The 18,506-nt window shown below is 59.2% G+C and carries 8 protein-coding genes and 1 pseudogene; 1 reads left to right on the top strand and 8 read right to left on the bottom strand.

Annotation, left to right across the window (positions count from 1 at the left end; translation table 11 throughout):
• Positions 1-493: 493 nt before the first annotated feature.
• From RFM98_RS30595 to RFM98_RS30560, 8 genes are all read right to left on the bottom strand, one after another.
• Positions 494-1,237, bottom strand: a complete 744-nt coding sequence (locus RFM98_RS30595; protein ID WP_320256435.1) for a MurR/RpiR family transcriptional regulator — start codon at positions 1,235-1,237, stop codon at positions 494-496.
• Between the two features lie 568 nt (positions 1,238-1,805).
• Positions 1,806-2,345, bottom strand: coding sequence for a tetratricopeptide repeat protein (locus RFM98_RS30590; protein ID WP_320230224.1), 540 nt, complete (start codon positions 2,343-2,345; stop codon positions 1,806-1,808).
• Between the two features lie 37 nt (positions 2,346-2,382).
• A complete protein-coding gene (gene sctV, locus RFM98_RS30585) occupies positions 2,383-4,476 on the bottom strand; it encodes a type III secretion system export apparatus subunit SctV (protein WP_320312217.1) in 2,094 nt (697 codons plus the stop codon).
• Between the two features lie 11 nt (positions 4,477-4,487).
• Complete coding sequence (locus tag RFM98_RS30580; RefSeq protein WP_320237091.1) at positions 4,488-4,865, bottom strand: histidine kinase; 378 nt, start codon at positions 4,863-4,865, stop codon at positions 4,488-4,490.
• Positions 4,866-4,907: 42 nt separating this feature from the next.
• Positions 4,908-5,483, bottom strand: coding sequence for a hypothetical protein (locus RFM98_RS30575; protein ID WP_320312216.1), 576 nt, complete (start codon positions 5,481-5,483; stop codon positions 4,908-4,910).
• Between the two features lie 26 nt (positions 5,484-5,509).
• Positions 5,510-6,400 (bottom strand): SctD/MshK family protein, encoded by an 891-nt coding sequence (locus tag RFM98_RS30570; RefSeq protein WP_320256434.1) that lies wholly within the window; start codon positions 6,398-6,400, stop codon positions 5,510-5,512.
• Between the two features lie 114 nt (positions 6,401-6,514).
• Positions 6,515-6,724 (bottom strand): nodulation protein NopA, encoded by a 210-nt coding sequence (locus tag RFM98_RS30565; protein WP_320223950.1) that lies wholly within the window; start codon positions 6,722-6,724, stop codon positions 6,515-6,517.
• Between the two features lie 981 nt (positions 6,725-7,705).
• Positions 7,706-14,632 (bottom strand): shikimate kinase, encoded by a 6,927-nt coding sequence (locus tag RFM98_RS30560; protein ID WP_320312215.1) that lies wholly within the window; start codon positions 14,630-14,632, stop codon positions 7,706-7,708.
• A 2,584-nt stretch (positions 14,633-17,216) separates the two neighbouring features.
• Between RFM98_RS30560 and RFM98_RS30555 the strand changes: the two are divergent.
• Positions 17,217-18,506: pseudogene (locus RFM98_RS30555) on the top strand (hypothetical protein); the annotation flags it as partial.

Here is an 18,506-nt window from a genome sequence, read left to right as displayed (position 1 = left end):
TGTTGCGAGCCTGCATCGTCTGTGCGGGCGAAATCTGAGACGTGGGACCGATTGATATTGCTAAAGGGACCCATCGTATCTCCCTTGCCTGTTCCGAGCAGCTCAAGCCGCCCTGGCGGCTGGAAACTGTTCTATGGGGCTCAGCTGTCGACAGGCTGACGGACCGAGAGCGCGGCAGGACCAGTCGAGATCATCCCTCCAGGCGCGAAGGAGGAACTCGCTGCACGGCCCGCCGATCTTCCCGTTCGACGAGCCCCGTCCAGCCGCCGTTGCGAAGCTGTCGGATCTGGTGATGCCGCGCCTCGCCTATGCAGCCTTGCGGCGCGGCAACCTAGGTGAGCGTGCGTATTGCCTCAGGCGCTTGCGAAAGGCGCAGCCTTCCATGTCGTCTCGCGCGGATAATCACGCGGGTAATCATCAAGTAATTTCCGGAAACGCGCTAATCCCGGTACCAGCGGTTTGGATTACATTTCGCCCACCCGCTGCGCTTCCACTATCGTTTCCAGAAGACATCGAGCTCCGCCAGCTGGCGCTCGATTTCCTTCACGACCTCATAGACATTCAATCCGGACTTGGCAGCGATCAACTTGGCCAAGATCTCGCTTGCTACCAGAGCCGGCGCGATACTTTTGAAGAAGGATTGAGGATTGCTAATTACAATGACGCTTGCCTTGGCCATACGGGCGAGCGGCGATACGCTGCTGTCGGTGATGGCAACCACAGCCACTCCTTGGCGCGCTGCTTGCCTAGCCGTTTCGATGGTTGCACGACAGTAAGGCTCGATGCCTACCGCCAGCACTACGTCGCCTTTCCCGACACCTCGCAAGGCATCGATGCCGAGTCCCCCGGCCGCATCAAGAACGACCGCCTGCCGGCCGAGCCGTGACAGCGTGTAGGCAAAATGCTGTGCCACCGGATGCTCTGCGCGCAGGCCAAGGCTGAAGAGATTTCGGCTCTCGGCAAGGACACTGGCAGCAGCCGTCAGCTGCATCGCGTTCGCGCATTCCCCGAGCCTCGCGATTTCCGCTGCCAGCGTGCCCGCGACGACTCCGACCGTTGAGTAACTGCCATCGCCATCTTGCCGACGCTCAGGCAGCGGCGATTCGGCAGACGTGCGCAGGGCCTTCGCATAAATGCTGCGCATGTCTTCGTAGCGGTCGAGGTCGAGCCATCGCGCTAGCCTCATCATGGTCGTGTGGGACACACCCGCTAAATGCGCTTGCTCGCGCATGGACATCAACGCGACGTCCTGCGGATGGTCCAACACAAACCGGGCAGCCCGCTGGAGCTGAGGCGGCATCGTCTCAAACCGTTCGACTAAAAGGTCGGTTAGAGGCCCCTTTTTCATAGTCCTTCGCACCAGTCGGCCAGCTGAAAGGTACGCCCGATTTCACAAGAATAGACACTCGAAAAAATTCCAATTGGACGCTCTTGCTGAACCGCACTGCACCGGTACTGGGCTACATCACCCGATGAGATACGCGCCAGTTCTTCATTGAAAACAAAATGCCGCGCCCTTTCTGAATGACATCTCATGTCGTAGCGACAAGCACCCTCTTCTGCGCCTTCAAGTTTCAAGAACGCAGAGGCACGTACGTTCGGAGACATACCCTGTTTGATTGCCGTAGAAGGCGCACACTTACTGGATTTGAGCATTTGAGAGACCAATTCGCGTACCTATGGACCACGCTTTTTCGCGCTGATTTCGGGCTCGTCAGGTTTTGCGGGGAGAATGGGGAACAACTGATGAAAAGCTGCTGCGACCATGTTGATCGCCTGCGATGAGCTTCCGCGCGAATGCCAGTCTACCGCGATCGTGCCGGCGCACTCCGTCCGGACTTCTCGTCAAGCGCGAGCGACCGGTTAAGGTTGTTGACCAACATCTGGTTCCCGGGTTCTTTCCTGAGCGCTTGGCGATATAGCGCTTGTGCCGCGCCATGCCGTCCGCAAATGTCGAGCACAACTCCCTTCGCGTTCAATGTGCGCAAGTTGCCTGGAGCCGCGATCAAAACCCCGTCGAGCACCTGAAGGGCCTCCTTCGGGAGTTTCCTTGCTAGTAGGGCTTTCGTAAGCTGGATCGCCGCGTCGACATTGCCTGGTTGCTGCTGCAGCTGATCCCGCAAAGCCCGCTCGTGAGCATCCTGACCAACGGAGCTCAAGATGCGTTCGCGCATGGCCGGATTGATATCCTTGGCACCGAGCAACTCGGGTGACGGCGTGTCCTTCACTGAAAGAGCTTGCGTGCCCCAGCTAGCGCAACCGCCGAGAGGAAGAATGACAAGTATTGCGAAGGGAACTGACGCCAGACGAACTGAACGCAGCTGCGAAACGACTGTTGTTCTCATGTGAATGCCGCTATCCTTACGACTAATGCTACGCACTTCAGCTGGGCTCAACGCGCAAATTGTTACGTTCTCCTGACGTTTCATGATTCGTTGCAGCGGTGAGCTTGACGGATCCAACCGGCTGAATCGTAAACTCCGAATCCAGATCCTGATAAGACAAAACGACGAGATCGATCCCGTTGCGAGTAAGGAAACCGCGGACGAAGCGTCGGACATCCATTGAAGCCAATATGACAGGATGCCGCTGACCCGGCGCAGGGTTCGAATGGATCTGCCGCATTTGTGACAGCAGCATCTCACTTTGCCCGTCCCCCAATACGAGGTAGGGACCAACAGCCGAATCACGTATCGCGCTGCGCACCAAATTCTCGGTTTCACGTTCGATAATAAAGGCGGGCACCACACCCTGAGCGTTGGCAAAACGATGACAGATCTGTCGCGTCAGACCGGAACGAACATATTCCGTCAACAATGCGACGTTTTGCTCCTGCTCCCCCCATTCGGCCAGTGCCTCCAGGACAAGGCGGGTGTTGCGGATCGGGATATCTTCGTCCAGTAGACGGCGCAGGACATCGGCAATCCGGGGGATCGGCGTCGTGCGTAGCACCTCCTTCACCAAATCGGCATATTTCTGCTCCATTCGGCCCAGCAATTCACGCGTCTCTTGGATGCCCACCAAGCGCCGCGCACGGCGCGTCAGCGTTGCCTGGACTCGCGATGCAATAAGTTCGATGGGACTGTGATAGCCGATGCCGGCGTCATTGAGAGCCGATGCATGGCTTTGTTCGACCCAGATCTTGCCCGCTTGTGGGTCATGCTGGAAGGGGATGCCGCTCAATTCAATATTGACCAGATCGTCGGTGAGCCTTAGCTGCGTCGGATCAATCGCATCCTGTTCGACCGGTACGCCCTCGACATCTATCCTGAACTGCGGGTCCGGCAACTGCTGTTCGACTGCAACAGGGATGCGAGGAACAATGATGCCGAGGTCAGATGAGACCAGTTCCGAAACGCGCTCAATGTGCTGTTGCAATTCGGTTTGGTTGATCGCATCTCCAAGGCTCGGTGCAAGGAGCAGGGTGATCGGACCTCCTTCCGGAGGTGGGGTTTGCTTTTTTGGCTCCCCGGGAGCTGCAGTGGTAGCATTTGCATTGTCGCCGTTTTGCTTATCACCTTTGGTAAAACTTGCCGTCGCGAAGACCGCGGCCAACACGAGAAAGACGGGCAGAGGGAAGCCGGGAACAAACCCCATCGCAACCATGACACCAGCAGCCAGCCTCAATGCCCGCGTATTGGCGGTGAGCTGGCCGGCTATGTCGGCACCAAGGTTGAGTCTCCCGGCCCCACCTACACGCGTGACTATGGTCGCCGATGAAATCGACAGCAGCAGCGCCGGAATCTGTGAGATTAATGCATCACCTATGGTCAGCAGAGTGTATTGGTGCAGCACCTCGCCGAAGGGCAAACCCTTAGACAGCCCGATGGAAACTCCGCCCAGCAAGTTGATACAGATAACCACCAGCCCGGCGATGGCATCGCCCTTTACGAACTTCATGGCCCCGTCCATAGCGCCATAAAGTTGGCTTTCTTTCTCCAACATGGCGCGCCGCCTACGAGATTCATGCTCATCGATGTGGCCATTCCTTAGCTCGGCATCGATCGCCATTTGCTTGCCTGGCAGAGCGTCCAGCGTGAATCGCGCCGCCACTTCTGCAACGCGTTCGGCACCCTTTGCGAGAACCATGAACTGGACCATGGTCACCACTAGAAAGATGACAAAACCTACGACGATGTTGCCTGAGATTACGAAATCGCCGAACGTGTGGATGATGCTGCCGGCCTCCCCCTCTGCAAGGATTAGTCGCGACGTTGCAATGGTAAGCGCGAGGCGGAACACCGTAGAGATCAAAATGACGCCGGGCAGGGAAGAAAGTTCAAGTGGCGTGCCGACATACAGGGCAACCATTAGAAGAAGTATGGCGAATCCGAGGTTGAATCCGATCAGGACGTCAACGACCGCGATTGGGATTGGCATGATCATCATGCCGATCGCCAGAAGCAGCATTAACGCGACCATTATATCCGGGTTGGCCGGCGCTCGCGCGATGAAGTTGCGCATGAGGTTCGCCATTGCGACCTTCTTTATGTTTGTTTGAGAAGAACTGTGCTGCTGCGAAGTGAAACGTAGCTTTGGAAAACGGCTCGCGCCTCGTCCATGCGACGGGCTCGCAGCAGCGCATGGCTACGCATGAGAGTCAGAGGGACGCGAGAAGATTGCTGGTCATCAAGTACGTCCAGCCTGTCCAGGATCGTCAGTGCTTCATCGCCGAGACCCTCAGCAATCAGCGCATAGGCGAAAATCCGTAGCAGGCTGACATCTTGAGAATTGTCGCTGACGGCGAGCCGCAACAAGGCTAGGCTTTGGGCGCTCTGCCCACACGCTAGGTGGGCATAGGAAAGGGCGCAGAGCAAATCTCGCTCCTGCTCGGAAATCAGCACGACATCACCGGTCTTTGGCAACGTGTGTCCCTACGGGATGACGTAACATTTGAGTGTTATTCTTCATCCAGGTCGACCTTCGCTCGCCTTGATCAAGCTGTTCCGGTTCTGTCGCAACAGCACCAGCCGCCGGAACTCCTCTTGGAGGGCGGAAATACCTTCACGCGCCACCGAATCCTCAGGTACCGCCGCTAGCGCGTCGACCAAGGCCTCCAGAAGAACACCACGCTTCCCTTCGCGCAGGATTTCCGGATGACGTAGGCGTGGCGTGATGAAGGAGAGCTGGCTACGTGCGAGAGTATGGCCATAAAGAGCGGCCATTGCAGCGCGGGGCTCGATCTCACTGATCTGAGTGCTCTCGCTTGGGCTGACGCGCGTGACCGCCTCGATTTCACTAATTCCCAACGATCCGTTGGCCGTGCGTGCGAGCGGCATATCGTGCGCGTGCGCACGCCGCAAAGTCGATGCATGCTTCTTGCTACTATTTGCATGAGCGCGATCGATCTCCATATTCGTAAGCGCGATTTTCCCCGCATTCTTGGTTGCATCATTGGCCGGCTCGGCTGCTCCTGCAGGCTCGATGTTAAGATCGCGCGCCGAGGTGCCGGAGCCGACAGGGTAGCTGGACATCTTGACCATGGAGTTCTCCTACCGAACCTGGAAGTTTAATAAGGGAGCGCAGCAACGCGGCCATTTCGGCTCAGCAGCACATGAGCGTCCTCAATCCGATCGACCATCCATCCATTATCCAATAGAGCGCCGACGAAATACTTCTGCCCACCGATCAGAAGATGTGGCAGATTCCCGCGCCAAACAGCTTCAATGGGGATTGCGGATGGCGCCTTGTCCTCTTTGATCACCACACCGTTCACGAGTGTTAGCGCTCCATTCGTGCGATGATCGAACCGCTGTTGGATCTTCTGCCACTTGGAGACCAAGGCAGGCGTGACGGTGCCCTCGGCGGTAACAACACTGTCTGCGGATTTGATCTTGATATCGAATAACTGCGCCCGATCAATTTCGTCTTGCAGCGCTTTCGCCGCTAACTGGACGCTCTGATCACCAGGGCGGTTGATGGTTACCTTCGATATAGGTGCGGGGTTAGTAGGATTGGCGCTCAATCCACTGGCGCTGCCGTAGAGGGAAAAAATGGTTGAGAGCGCGCCGACTCCAATGCAGCTCAGCAAGACGACGGCTATCACTGGCATTGAGAGGCGACGCATGCCAATGGGGCGCTTTTGCCCGGCATCTTGAACGGACCAGAGAATGGACATCGCGCCCACATGAATGACGACAGGAAGAGACACAACAACGCGCTCGCCTGCTGCAACATTTTGGTTGCCCTCTATGCGGACCCCATCCGCAAGGGCCTCGACCTCGATCGAATTGCCAAGAAGACTGATACGAAGATGACGCGCCTCTAGCCCTTGCTCGATGAAAATTATATCGGACTCAAGACCACCACCGATTACATTCGGCCCCAGAGGCGCATTACCAGTCAGCCCAGAATAGAGGCCCGACAGCACCTCGAAATCGACGGAAATGGCGTCATTCACGGAACTCTCCCGCACAAGGAGATGAGCCGTACAGCATGGCCGTACGGCTCATTTTGACTCCACATTGCACTGCCAAGGCAGCGATCGGGACGACACTACGTCCCGTTTGCAATGTTACTGAACGCGCTCGTCGGCCACCTTCTTGATTGTTTGAAGGTTGGTTGTAACGGTGCGCAGCATCACACTCCTTTGCGTCGCCTCTGCGCTCATTGCCGTGAGCGCCGCAATTTGCGACTGGAAGGCGGCAGCCCCAGCCCCGTCAGCAGCCATATTGCCAATGGCCGGAGCAGCACCACCACCAGCAGGGGGAGCAACTTTAGACATATCGTTTTTCCTTTCCGTTCGAATTGTGCCGTGCTTGACGGCTTACACTCCTGACGCCGAAGGATCCGGCGTCAGGCATCCTCTTCCGTGTCACCCATGGCGTCATCGAAATCAGCCATGGTATCGCTCGCCATTTGTACCGCAATGGAACTCAGAACACTTTGGAATGCCGCATTCTGATCTACGGCTTGCGGGTCACTTCCGGAACTGACCGAACCGCTGTCCCGACCACCCTCCCCAACCGGTCGGCCACTACCAGAAGGCCCGCCGGGCTCATCCTGCCTATCCCCATGGCCCGCACGAGCCAAGGAAGCACCGTTGCCGCCACCTCCACCTCTAATTGCTCCGACCATCAGGTACCTCGGTTCCTTTATTGCCCTCAAGAGGCTGCGATGCAGTGTTCAAAATCGACTTGCTCAAAGTAAGAGCGCGAGCTTTCGAGAAGCTGACGGCTCAAAAAAAACGAAGGGACGCTGTCACAAAACTGATGGTCGTGTACGGGCTGGCCTGCTCATATCGATGCGACGGCGGCTTTGAAGGCACCATTTTCCCGGCAGGTGGGATCGGAAGGGGCTGTCATGCTCGGTGCCGCAATTGAAGCAGTTCGATGTGAAGCGTGTTCGTAGTATGCGAACTCTGCCGATGGATGAAATTAGATGGTAGGGGGCTCGCCGCGCCATCGTTATAGACCCGTTCACGATCGCCGCTAAACTGGCGGTCCATAGGTATATAGCGCGGGTGCGGAACGGTGCTTTATTTTTTCAGACGCAAGTCAGCGAGTGCTTTTGCCAGCGAGCGTTTGGCGGCTGCGGTGGCGTTTGGGGGGGCAACAAATCCGGACGCGCGATGAGGCCATCGACGATGGCCCCCCTGACTCCGCTTCGGTGGTTATTACTCTCTCGTATCGGTGTTTTCACTGCCCTGCGACTTGAAACGATACCGAGGGCTCATTCACACGCTCCCTTCAGTTCCTGTGCTTGTCTACGGTTTATCCTGGTGACGCAACAATATTGGCGAATTGCTGAGTGGCGGCCGCGTTGGGCACAGATGGGCGTGTAGCGCGCTGAGGCATGGATCCGCGTTCTTTTTGTCTTGTTGGTGAGGCGGGATGAAGGTGAGATCGGCTTGTTGGTAGAATGGTCTGCGCTCATCGATCAGTTGGGCGATCTTTTGCTCCGGGTCAGGGCCTCGCAGCAGCGGGCGGCTGGTATCCCTTTTGAGGCGCTTTTTGATAACCTCCAGCTTGGTATCGAGCCAGATCGAGACCGCCTTGTCGCCGATGAGACGGCGGCTCTGCTCATGCATCAACGCGCCGCCGCCGGTGGCGATCACCGCGGGCGCTTCCTCCAGCAGACGGGCGATCAGTTTCGCCTCCATCTCCCTGAAGTAGGCCTCGCCCTGCTCTTCGAAGATTTGCGAGATCGATTTGTGGGTCTGCTTTTCGATTATTTTGTCCGTGTCGTGGAAGTGGAGCTGCAGTCGCTTCGCGAGAGCTGGGCCGATGCTGGATTTGCCGGCGCCCGGCATGCCAACGAGCACGACCGGCCGACTGCCGAGCGCCGCGACGACTTCCTTCGCCTGTGATGACCCGACGGTTTGCGGCATGCTTGGTTGCCCGACAGGTCGCAATTTCAGGGCCGCAGTGGCGCCTGCACCGCGTTCGCCTTCGGCTTCCCACTGAAGCACGGCCAGAGCGCCATCGGGGACTGGAACGCCCTGGCAGTTTTCCATGACGCGCTGCATGAGTTGCTCCGCAGGAGCGTCCCCACCCGCCCGCCGCAGCTGGTCCAGCTGCTTGTATGTGTGATGATTGGCGAGCTTGGCTTGGTAGCTGGCCGGCGTATGGAACTCAACCTGGAAGCGATAACCATGCGGTGTGGCGAGCACGCTCTGGATGCCGCTGAAAGTCGGATTGCGCATCCTGAACCAGTTGGTTGTGTGGCGTTCGGCGTAGCCGCGCTCGTCGAAGGCCAGGATGGCTTTCTTAAAGCCACGGGTAAAATCCTGGTCGGGGAGTTCGAAGATGTGGCGGACAGCGTTGCTTATCAGCTGCGGCGCGCTGCCAGAGGGGGCGTTCAATCCGGTGAGCTGTTCAGCCATCGAGCCTTCCGATCGCACCCGGCGATCGAAATGAGGCATGTTCACCGGGATGCCGGCCTGCCTGAGGCTCTCGGCAACCCAGATTGCCGCTGCGGTGATTGCCTCCTCTTCAACTCTCGCGCGCGTCGCCTCGATTTTGGCCTGCTCCGATGCTTCCTGGCGGCTCAGCGTTACCGTCACATCGGAATCCACGGCGGCAGGGCGGCGGCCGGAGCGTTCGGGCAACAGGCCGTTCTGTGCGGCGAATTTGATCGAGGCCTCCATGACGCAAGCCGCCAGCGTGGGATTGTCCTTGAGTTCCTCCAAGGTCGCATCGACATCGAACCTGCCCTGGCTGAGTGTCGCCGCCATGCTCTTGACGTAAGGCACGGGCTGCAAGCCCGGCGTCTGGCATAGGAGCCGCTGCAGCTCATGGCCTTTTTTCATAAACCGGCGGGTGCCGGTGTCGGATTTATAGGCATCCGTCCCGACCTTAATGCCGAGGCTCAGCAGGTTGCTTGTGCTTTCGACGAGGTCGTCCGGATTGTAGCCATCTGGGGAAGGATCGATCCGGGCTTGAGTGTGGTCGAGCAAAAGCTGGACGCGGTCGCGCGGCTGGGACGTTGCCGGATAGCTCTCCGCTAATTCCTGGAAGAGGTTTGCAAGCGCTGGGCTCACCGACGGGCTTAAATCGTCCACGATCTCGACGGTTGCGGACAAGTTTTGCTGATCCGCCTTCGCCGCCCATGCCGCAAGCTCGGTCACGAGCAACGCGGCCATCTCGCGCGCGACCGGATGCCGGGCGACCTCGATCTCCTGCCTCACCCTGGCGAGCGTGTCCTGGATATCCTGGCCCCGCACCTCTTCCGCGTTCAACAGGTTAGCGATGTCGCGCCTGAGCTCGTGGTGAATGCCCTCGTAGGTGCCAAAGACAGCACGCTCGGCAAACCAGCGTCGCGCCTCGTCGGACTGCGCCAGAAAGTTTCGCTGCAGGCAGCTATAGGTTTCCAGGACGTCCTGCGTGGTGGCAAGGATCTGGCGGGCACGACTGAATTGGTAGCTATCGTCCTTAAGCGCCGGGGTATGCGACTTCGCCGGCTTGAGTGAGCGAACGCCGCGCGCTTGCTCCTTCTCATCGAACTGCCGCACATGCTCATAAAGCTGCGGTCGGTCGCCGATGATGATGACCGCGTCCCCGTCGAAGTCGCCGTCAAGCTTCTTCTGTTCACTGGTCGGGATAGCAACCAAAGAGCCCGGAGCAAACACCTCCGTCGCCTGGAGGATGCCTATGCTGTCGACCGGCGTGTCCACCTTGGCGCGATCCTTGCCGTGTGTCCAGCTCGAATGCGATTTGACGTCTTCGGCGGACAGCACCAGCCCACGCTCGGCGTAGTCGGCCGGCCACATCTTGTCTGGCACGACGATCAGAATGCCTTTGGCAAAAAACATCGGATCGTCGCCCGCCAGTTCTTTCCCGTTCTTCTCGGCGACATTGAAACTGTATTGAATGGCTACGCAGCCATCCAGGAAGGCCGCAGTCGGATCCCCATCACCTGCCGACCTGACTTGCTTGGCGCCAAATGGCCGCAGGTTGGCCTTGTCATAGGGGGCTCGCCCGATCAGCACGCCACCCCTCCCCGTCAAGGTCTCGCTCTTGAGCGTGGGCACATGGACGCAATCATCACTGGACGGTACGGCGACCGCGCCGGGAGCGTCGATGTGTCCGGCCGTCACGGTGCGAAACAGATCCTCGGCCCCCAGCTCTTGTCCTTCTCTGCTGTCGAGCCAGGTCTTGGCCTTCTCGCGCGTCTCATCCGCCACCAGCTCGCTGCGCGGATAATGTTGCAGCGCCGAGGCAGGAACGGACGATCTCCTTGCCTCAGCAAAAGCAGCCACCCGATCGAGACCTTGGCCTTGAGCGGCCCGACGAACAGCCGGCATACGCTCGGCCAACGAAGCCTTTATGAAGCCGCAACCGTCATGCGGTCGCAAGGCGATCGGGCCTTCCGGCCCGGTCAGCCTGAAGGGATGCGCCTCGCCCGTCAGACGGTCCGGCAGCAGCGACAGTTTGAAGGCTCCTTCGAGTGCGTAGTCGTGGGGCCCTAGACCTTTGATCGCCGGGGGCGCGGCAAAGCCTCGGCGCTGCGTGTAATAATAGGCTTCTTTGAATGGCGCCCAGTGTCGCGACAGCTGCTCGAACGCCGTACCCGGTGCGGTTTCGGCATATGGAATTGCCAGCAGCTTCCCCCCGAGCGCCTGAGCCCCCGTTTCGCCTGGAGCGCGGGCGGCGATCTGGGCAAGGGTCTTTTTCGGCGGTTTTGACTTGCTGCCGCCGAATAGATCCATCCGGTATGGCACACCCTCGACACTCAATGTCCGCCCCAGCATGAAGGCGCTCGGCTTTCCCGGCAGTTGTACCGCGACCACCTTCACCGCCCCTGAGGTCAGGCGATGGAAAATGGAATAGCGCGTCTCGGGCTCCGTCGGCAATCGCCGCCCCTGCATGTCCACCACCGGCAACTGCATCAGCCCCGCATCACCCTCCGGCGGTCTCGGCTCGTGGTCCATAGCGCGCAATACCTTATGGACATCGAAGACGGCGGCTGGATGTCGGGCCTGGATCAGTGCCGCGTTCTGGGCCATGAACTCGTCCAGCGCCTCGACCGGCCCCTCTGCCTCGATCTGCGCGATCAGGTTCCAGCTCATGTTGGAAAGGTCGCCTTCGATGAGGCCGCGCGTGCTGGCCAGGATCTCCCTGGTTCCGCGATGCAGCTCATCCCGACGCCGCTTCAAAGTGGAACTTTCGGCATCGACGTAGGGCCTCTTGTAAAGCCCCTCAAGGACAGCACGGGCCTTGAGCACTTGATAAATCGACAAGGCTGGACAGCGGCTCGAATTCGGTCCAGCGATCCGCTCGGCCTCGCTTGCCTTGAGTTGCGCCTTGATCTTGTGCTCCATGACTGGTTGAATGTCGTTCAGCAGGTTCAAAGTCTGCCTGCGGTGCCAGCGCAACGCCCTTTGGGAGCTGCGCGCTAACGGCACCAGAGCGGCGCAGAGATTGCCCATGGTCTCGAGGTTCTCTGGCGCAAAGCCAGAGGTCCGATGCAATGCCTCGAGCCGATCCAAGCCTGCCCGTGCCAGTAAACCCAAATCGTCATGCAACTGCGCCTTCGCCAGCGCCTTGAAAATGTGCACGATGCTTAGCGCATCGGCCTGCTCCAGGCGATCGCTGGCGTAATGAAGATGATGGGCCAGCTGATGCAGCCGATCCCTCAGCAGAGCGGTGTCTGCAATTTCTCCGGCGTCCTGTCCCCGTACGACGCCGCGCCCGAAGATATTGGCGATGGTGCCGAGCGCGACGGTAGTGAAGGTGCTAAATCTTGGACCCGCCGCGCCGAACCCGCGCGCGATATCCATGATCGCCCCGTGGCATACCGGTTGTTCGGGCCATTTGCTGAAGCCATGCAGGACAATGGCAAGTTGCTGCGAGGAGAAATCGGACAGCCCCCCGGTGCGGTCGGCGCGACAACGAACTTCAGCAGCAATTGCGACCGAGGCGTCCCCGCACCCCGTCTCGTCAGTCCACTTGCTGAAACCGTTAACCAGATTTGCCAGATCCTGCGGATTGAAAGCAGATAGCTGCTCGGCGCGATCGGCACGGCGAAGCACATCGCCGGCGATCGCGACGGTAGCCTCGCGACAGCCCGCCTCTACCGGCCACTTGCTGAAGCCATTCACCAGGTTCGCCTGCTCCTGCGCAGTAAAATCGGTCAGGTGGGCGCCGCGGCGGCGAACCTCACCGGCAATCGCAAGGGTGGCCTGGCAACAGCCCGTCTCATCCGGCCACTTGCTGAAGCCGTTCACCAGGTTCGCCAGAGACTGCGGGGTACAATAAGATAGCTGGCCAGCGTGGTCAGCGCGGCGCCGGATCTCGCAACCGATCGCGACGGTAGCGCGGCGACACTCCACTTGTTCCGGCCATTTGCTGAAGCAACCTACCAGGTTGGCCAGATCCTGCGGATCAAAGACGGACAGCGCGTCGGCGCGGCGGCGAACCTCGCCGGCTAGAGCGACGGTGGCCGCAGCACAACCCGCCTGCTTTGGCCATTTGCTGAAACCGTTCGCCAAGTGTGCCAGATCCTGCGGGCTGAAAGCAGATAGCTCATCGGCACGGTCCCCGCGATGAAGCATCTCACCAGCGATCGCGACCGTGACGTCACCACAGACTGCTTCATCGGGCCATTTGCTGAAACCGAGCGCAAGGTTCGCCAGCTCGCGCGAATCAAAACCAGGGAGCCGGCGGGCGCGGCGGCAAAGAACCTCACCAGCGATCGCGAGCGCGGCCTCGCGGCAGTTCGCCTGATCGGGCCACTTGCTGAACCCGTTCACCAGGTTTGCCAGATGCTGGTGGGCAAAACTGGAAAGTCGGCCGGGGCCGCGGCGAACCAGCTCACCAGCGATCGCGACCGTGGCGCTACTACAGCTCACTTGGTCCGGCCGTTTGCTGAAGCCGTTCACCAGATTCGCTAGTGCCTGCGGAGTAAAATCGGACAGCCTATCGGCGCGGCGACGAATCTCACAGGCGATCGCGACCGTGGCTTCGGCACATGCCAACTCGGCAGGCCACTTGCTGAAGCCGTTTACCAGGTTCGCCAAGTCCCGCGAATCAAAACCCGAGAGCCGGTTGGCAAGGCGACGGACTTCACCGGCGATCGCGACAGTGGCAAGGCGTGAACTCTCTTGTCCAGGCCACTTGCTAAAGGCGTTCACCAAGTTTGCCAGGTGCTGGTGAGTGAAATTGGCGAGCCGATCCGCTCCACTGGCGCGGCGACGAATCTCACCCGCGATTGCGAGGGTGGCCGCACCACACCCCCCTGTGTCAGACCACTTGCTGAAGCCGTTCACCAGATTTGCCAGACCCTGCGGAGTAAAATCAGATAACGCATCGGCGCCGCGGCGAAGAACCTCTTTGGCAATCACCGCCGTGGCCGCGCCACAGCCTGTCCTCTCCGGCCATTTGCTGAAACCGTTCACCAAGTTCGCCAAGTTCTGCGAATCAAGAGCAGAGAGCCGGCTGCCGCCGCGGCGAAGCACCTCACCAGCGATCGCGCCTGTGCCGTCACCGCAGCCTGCAGCTTCCGGCCATTTGCTGAAACCGTTCACCAAATTGGCCAATTCCTGCGGATGAAAATCACAGAGCCAGTTGGCTTGGCCAGCGCGACGGCCCACCTCGCTGGCGATGGCGACCGTGGCCGCGCCACACCCCGTCTCTTGCGGCCATTTGCTGAAACCGTTCACCAGATTCGCCAAATGCTGTGGCTCAAAACCGGCGAGGCCGTTTGTCCGTTCGGCGCGGCGACGGACCTCACCGGAGACTGCGACCGAGGCAAGGCGTGAGTTTTCCTGTTCCGGCCATTTGCTGAACCCGTTCACCAACAGGGCCAGGCTTTGACTGTCGAGTTCCCGAAGCACTCCGCTTTGCTCGCAACAAAATTCAGCAATGCTGCCCATCCCATTTTGGCAAGCCGGCACCCGTGGATATCGGCTGAACGATAACGCCAAGAGCGCAAGCGCTTTGGGCTCGACATCAATGAGTTCGTGGGCAAACCTAGACACCTGAGCTGCCATGGCCCGGCAAGCTTCCATGCCTGCCGGGCCTTCCTCGCGGCTCACTGCATTGCAAACTGTGGCATATCCCCATGTTTGCCGGACGCGGATATCGTGCTGCCAGTTGGTGACAAATCGAGATGTGAACTGGGCAGCGGCCTGTTGCAGGAATGTTGCAAGTTCCGGCATCTTCAGATCTCTGCGATAGCGCACCACAGCCATTGAGAATTTGCGGATGTCACCAGCGAAACCGATGTCGTGTAGGGCGCCATTAAGCAGTTCTTGCGAGTTTGCAGTGCGGCCATCCCGCCTAGCTACATGGTCGATAGGTCGCTCGCCTGATCTGGCGCCCAGATCGGGTACGCTTTGTCGATGTGGCGGCAACGCGTCGATGCGCGAGCTTCCGGCCGCTTGATGGCTGCGCCGGGGTTCGCCACCGGGCTGCCGCCTTGGTCCGTTCCGTAGCGAGATTCCGCCGTGACCGTCCCGCCCGGCCTTATCGTCGATCGGCCGTTCTCCCGGTCTGGCAGCCGGTTCGCTCACGCTTTGCTGACGCGGTGGGCGCGCGGCTGTATATGAAGGTCCGGCTGATCGATCGCCGCGCCAGGGTTCGTCATCAGGATGCAAGAAGCCTTCTTCTCGGGTTGGCCCCTCGCCCTCCGGCACCGAGGGGAAACGACGACGCCGCCCACTGATTTGACCTAGAGCAGCAGCCAAAAGTCGGTGTGAGCCAAGCGAGGGACCGGCAGGGCGGCCGCCAGCAGAATTATCGGCTTGGGGCGCAATGGGAGCGGAGGACGTCCCTTGGTTTTGAGGCCCAGAGTGCATCCGCTGCACGACGGAATTGAACGATTGACTGCCTTCTTCAGGGGCGCGGCCTGATTGCGGGCACGGACCGCTCGATCCCCGCGTGCTGCCGGAGTCAGCACCTCCAATATGCGATCTTCCAGTTCGTCCAATGCCCGTCATATATCCAATCTCCAATGCGGGCAATGCGCCGCCTATAGTGTCGAGGCTGATTCGCTCATCCGTGGGTCGAGAAGTGCGATGGACCGGGCGCCCAGGCGAAGATGGTCTTCACGAAACGGGGGTTCTGAAAAGTCTGACGCTGGCCATGCCCTCATCAGCCGCTCGAAGCGCATGCGACCGAAGTACTCACCCCATTGGTCAACTCAGCATGCGTGAGACCCCATCGGTCCCGTTCGAGGTCTTGTGGATCGCCCTGACGCGATCGCTTGCACGGCACCGGCGGCTATTCCCAAAGCTTGCCTTAATCCGGAGCACGCGCAGCAGTCGCGGCAGGAGATGTCGCGCGCACGTCGGCGGCATGGAAATAACGGGAACCGCGGTCATCGAGCCATGCGCCAAAGGCGACGATGTCCCCCGTACCACCCGACAGACATCGATCTTTCGCAAAATGTTGCTTTCCTGAGACAATGACAAAGCTTTGGCCATCGCACATAGCCGTCCTTACCTTACATAAACCTGACCTGCGCTCAGCCAAAATGCTGAAGTTGCTAAAAGCGAAGACCACTGGAACTACTGCGGCAGCGGGCGCGGGCTACAGCCTGAGAGAACTGGAAATTTGTGAGCAATCTGCGTCATCGTCAGCCCTGCGGCCGCTCCGTGGCCGAAGAGGCCGAACGATGGGAATTGCGCGCCTGCCATATCGGCTGCAGAAGCAGACCGACGACCGGGCAACCGTGCAGGCGTTGTTCGCCAGCTGCAAAAAATTCATTTCCTGTCGGTACCCTCGTGTCGACACTGTCCTGGGCAACAGGGCGCGTGTCGTGACCACAAAACGAGCCGCAGTGGCCTGATCGGCTCGATGGGACGCAGGCGGCGAGAGCTCAATAGACACGGTGACGTCGAAGCAGTCTGTCAGTGGCCTTCGAGGAGATCATATCTCCCTGTTCATTCCCGCTCAGCCATCCGAGTTCGCAACCGGTTTGAACATCAAACATCAGACCGGCAAATCAGTAGCCTCGTCATTGCCACCCACAGGCTGCGCACTCCAACATCTGTGAAATTACCGGCACGTACAAAGGTGCTCGTCAGCCTTTTGACAGCTAAATGAGAGATACACCGGACGTTGAACAACGCAAAGCCTTCGAAGCGGCCGTTAGGTTCGATCGAAATGCAAATTCCGCATCCGAGCTTAGCTTGGGTCCAGCTATGATTTGTCTCATCTAGGGAGAGTGATTTGGAGCCCCACAACGGATGGTTTGATACGGACGCCTGGATGCGCGACTACGCTGCTCTGCAGGAACAGCAGCGGGCGAGGCAACAATCGGGAGGCATGCCCGCGGATCAAGCACATTTTGAACAGCAACTGAGCGAGTTGCAGCTCAGTTCCGCTGATGCGCGCCCCAGTGATGCTACTTACCCTGAAGCTAGTATGCCTGACACTCGCCCTGCCAAGCCGCATGGAACCCCCCAGCGCGCTGACATAGAGGATTCAATGTGGATGCCTCCGCAGTCCAAGCCACGAAATGGCGGGTTCAGCAGCACGTGCTACACCGGGCCCTTGGGAGCGCCTCCTGCTGTGCGGACGAAGGACGGCAAAGGCCGGCACCTATGGTCACGTGTGAAGTCAGGTGTCGTCAAAGCCTTTTCGGGGAGTTGTCGTGAGGACTCGTCCGGAATGTCGGCGTCGGATGTAGTTCATTCAGAGCTTCGCATATATTACGCGAAGCGACGGCTCCCGACCGAGCCCTTTGAGGCGGACAAAATCCTTGTCTCCAGGTTTTTGAGGGCGTCTCTCGGCAGCACATTCGTGCAGACTGCCCAGAGGAATGCATCTCATTTGCACCAGTTCAGTGCATGGCTTAACCAGCGCGAGAGGGACCCAATTGCCGACCGGTTGAACGACCATGAGTTGGACAACGATGCACGGGAGTATGCGCAGCAATTTGACTCTACCGGCAGCAAGAAAACCAAAGATCAAATCATAGAGGCATTGGAAAATATACGACAAACCAATCTGCCACCAGCTGAGCTCACAGATGACGAGAGGCTTATTGCGGGGCTCAGCGAGGCGGCCCAATCCGCCGGCCGTGCGAGAAAGACCGTTAGTGGGTGGGAGACGAGTCTGCATAAATTCCGTACCTGGCTACGGCCCATGAACTTAACGCTGTCCAGCTTGCTTGACCGCCCCGAGGATCTGAATCGACTTGCGACACTCTCTGGCACAAGAGATATCCATGCAGCATTGACAGTGCTTCAGGAGTTCCATGCCGCGAACGTCGAGGAACGCCCCCCAAATTTCAACCCCCACCGCCGACAGCGCTTGGCTGCCCCTCCTGCCGAAGATGCTGCGCTCATGAAGAGGTTCAAAACGGCAGCCATGCAAGCCGGGGTTCCCAAAAACACGATTGACAGCAGCCTGATACATGCAAAAAAATTCGCCAACTGGCTCCATGAGAACGACAAGGAGCCGTTGGCTTCTCGGTTTCGAGATGAATCGCTGGCCGACGATTTAGACCTGTATAAAGCCCAGGGTAACGACCCTGAGAACCGTCTTCAGTCGACGCTGAATCATCTCCGGAGGCTTATGTCGGAAGGGTGCGGCATCGAACAGATCGGGCCCGGCCCGCGTATCATGGGGCGGCGCATCCTGGATGCTTATCCCGACGACGCCGAACTTATCGACCTTGTGACCCAAGAAAGATTGAGCAACCTTGGACCCGAGCCGACTGCGAAACAGAAGGCCCCTATTTTCCATGCGGCTAGCGTGCAACGCAGGTTTAGTGATTGGCTCCAAAGGGAGAAGAAGGGGAGCATAGTGAGCCGACTCAAGGGGGGTCAGCAGCAACAAAGTGAGTTGATGCGAGATGTCAAGGGCTTCGAACAAGCCACTAAGCAGGCCAAGCTGCGTCTCAACGACCTTCGGCAATACCTACAAGTCGTTGAGGCGAACAGAGCGCTCGGGTTGCGGGATCCTGAGGAGGCGGGTTCGTTCGCCGGGGAAGGCGCCCAGCAGGCCAGCTCGTTTCAAGAGTTTTCCTCAGCTCCAGTTACCCCGTTCGAGGGGGCTTGGGATTGGCTCACCACGCAGATGCAGTCCTCCACGCCCTCGTCTGCGAGGTCTCCGTCC

The sequence above is a fragment of the Mesorhizobium australafricanum genome (assembly GCF_033977265.1).
GTDB classification, from domain to species: domain Bacteria; phylum Pseudomonadota; class Alphaproteobacteria; order Rhizobiales; family Rhizobiaceae; genus Mesorhizobium; species Mesorhizobium australafricanum.
This window is presented reverse-complemented; position numbering and strand designations above follow the sequence as displayed.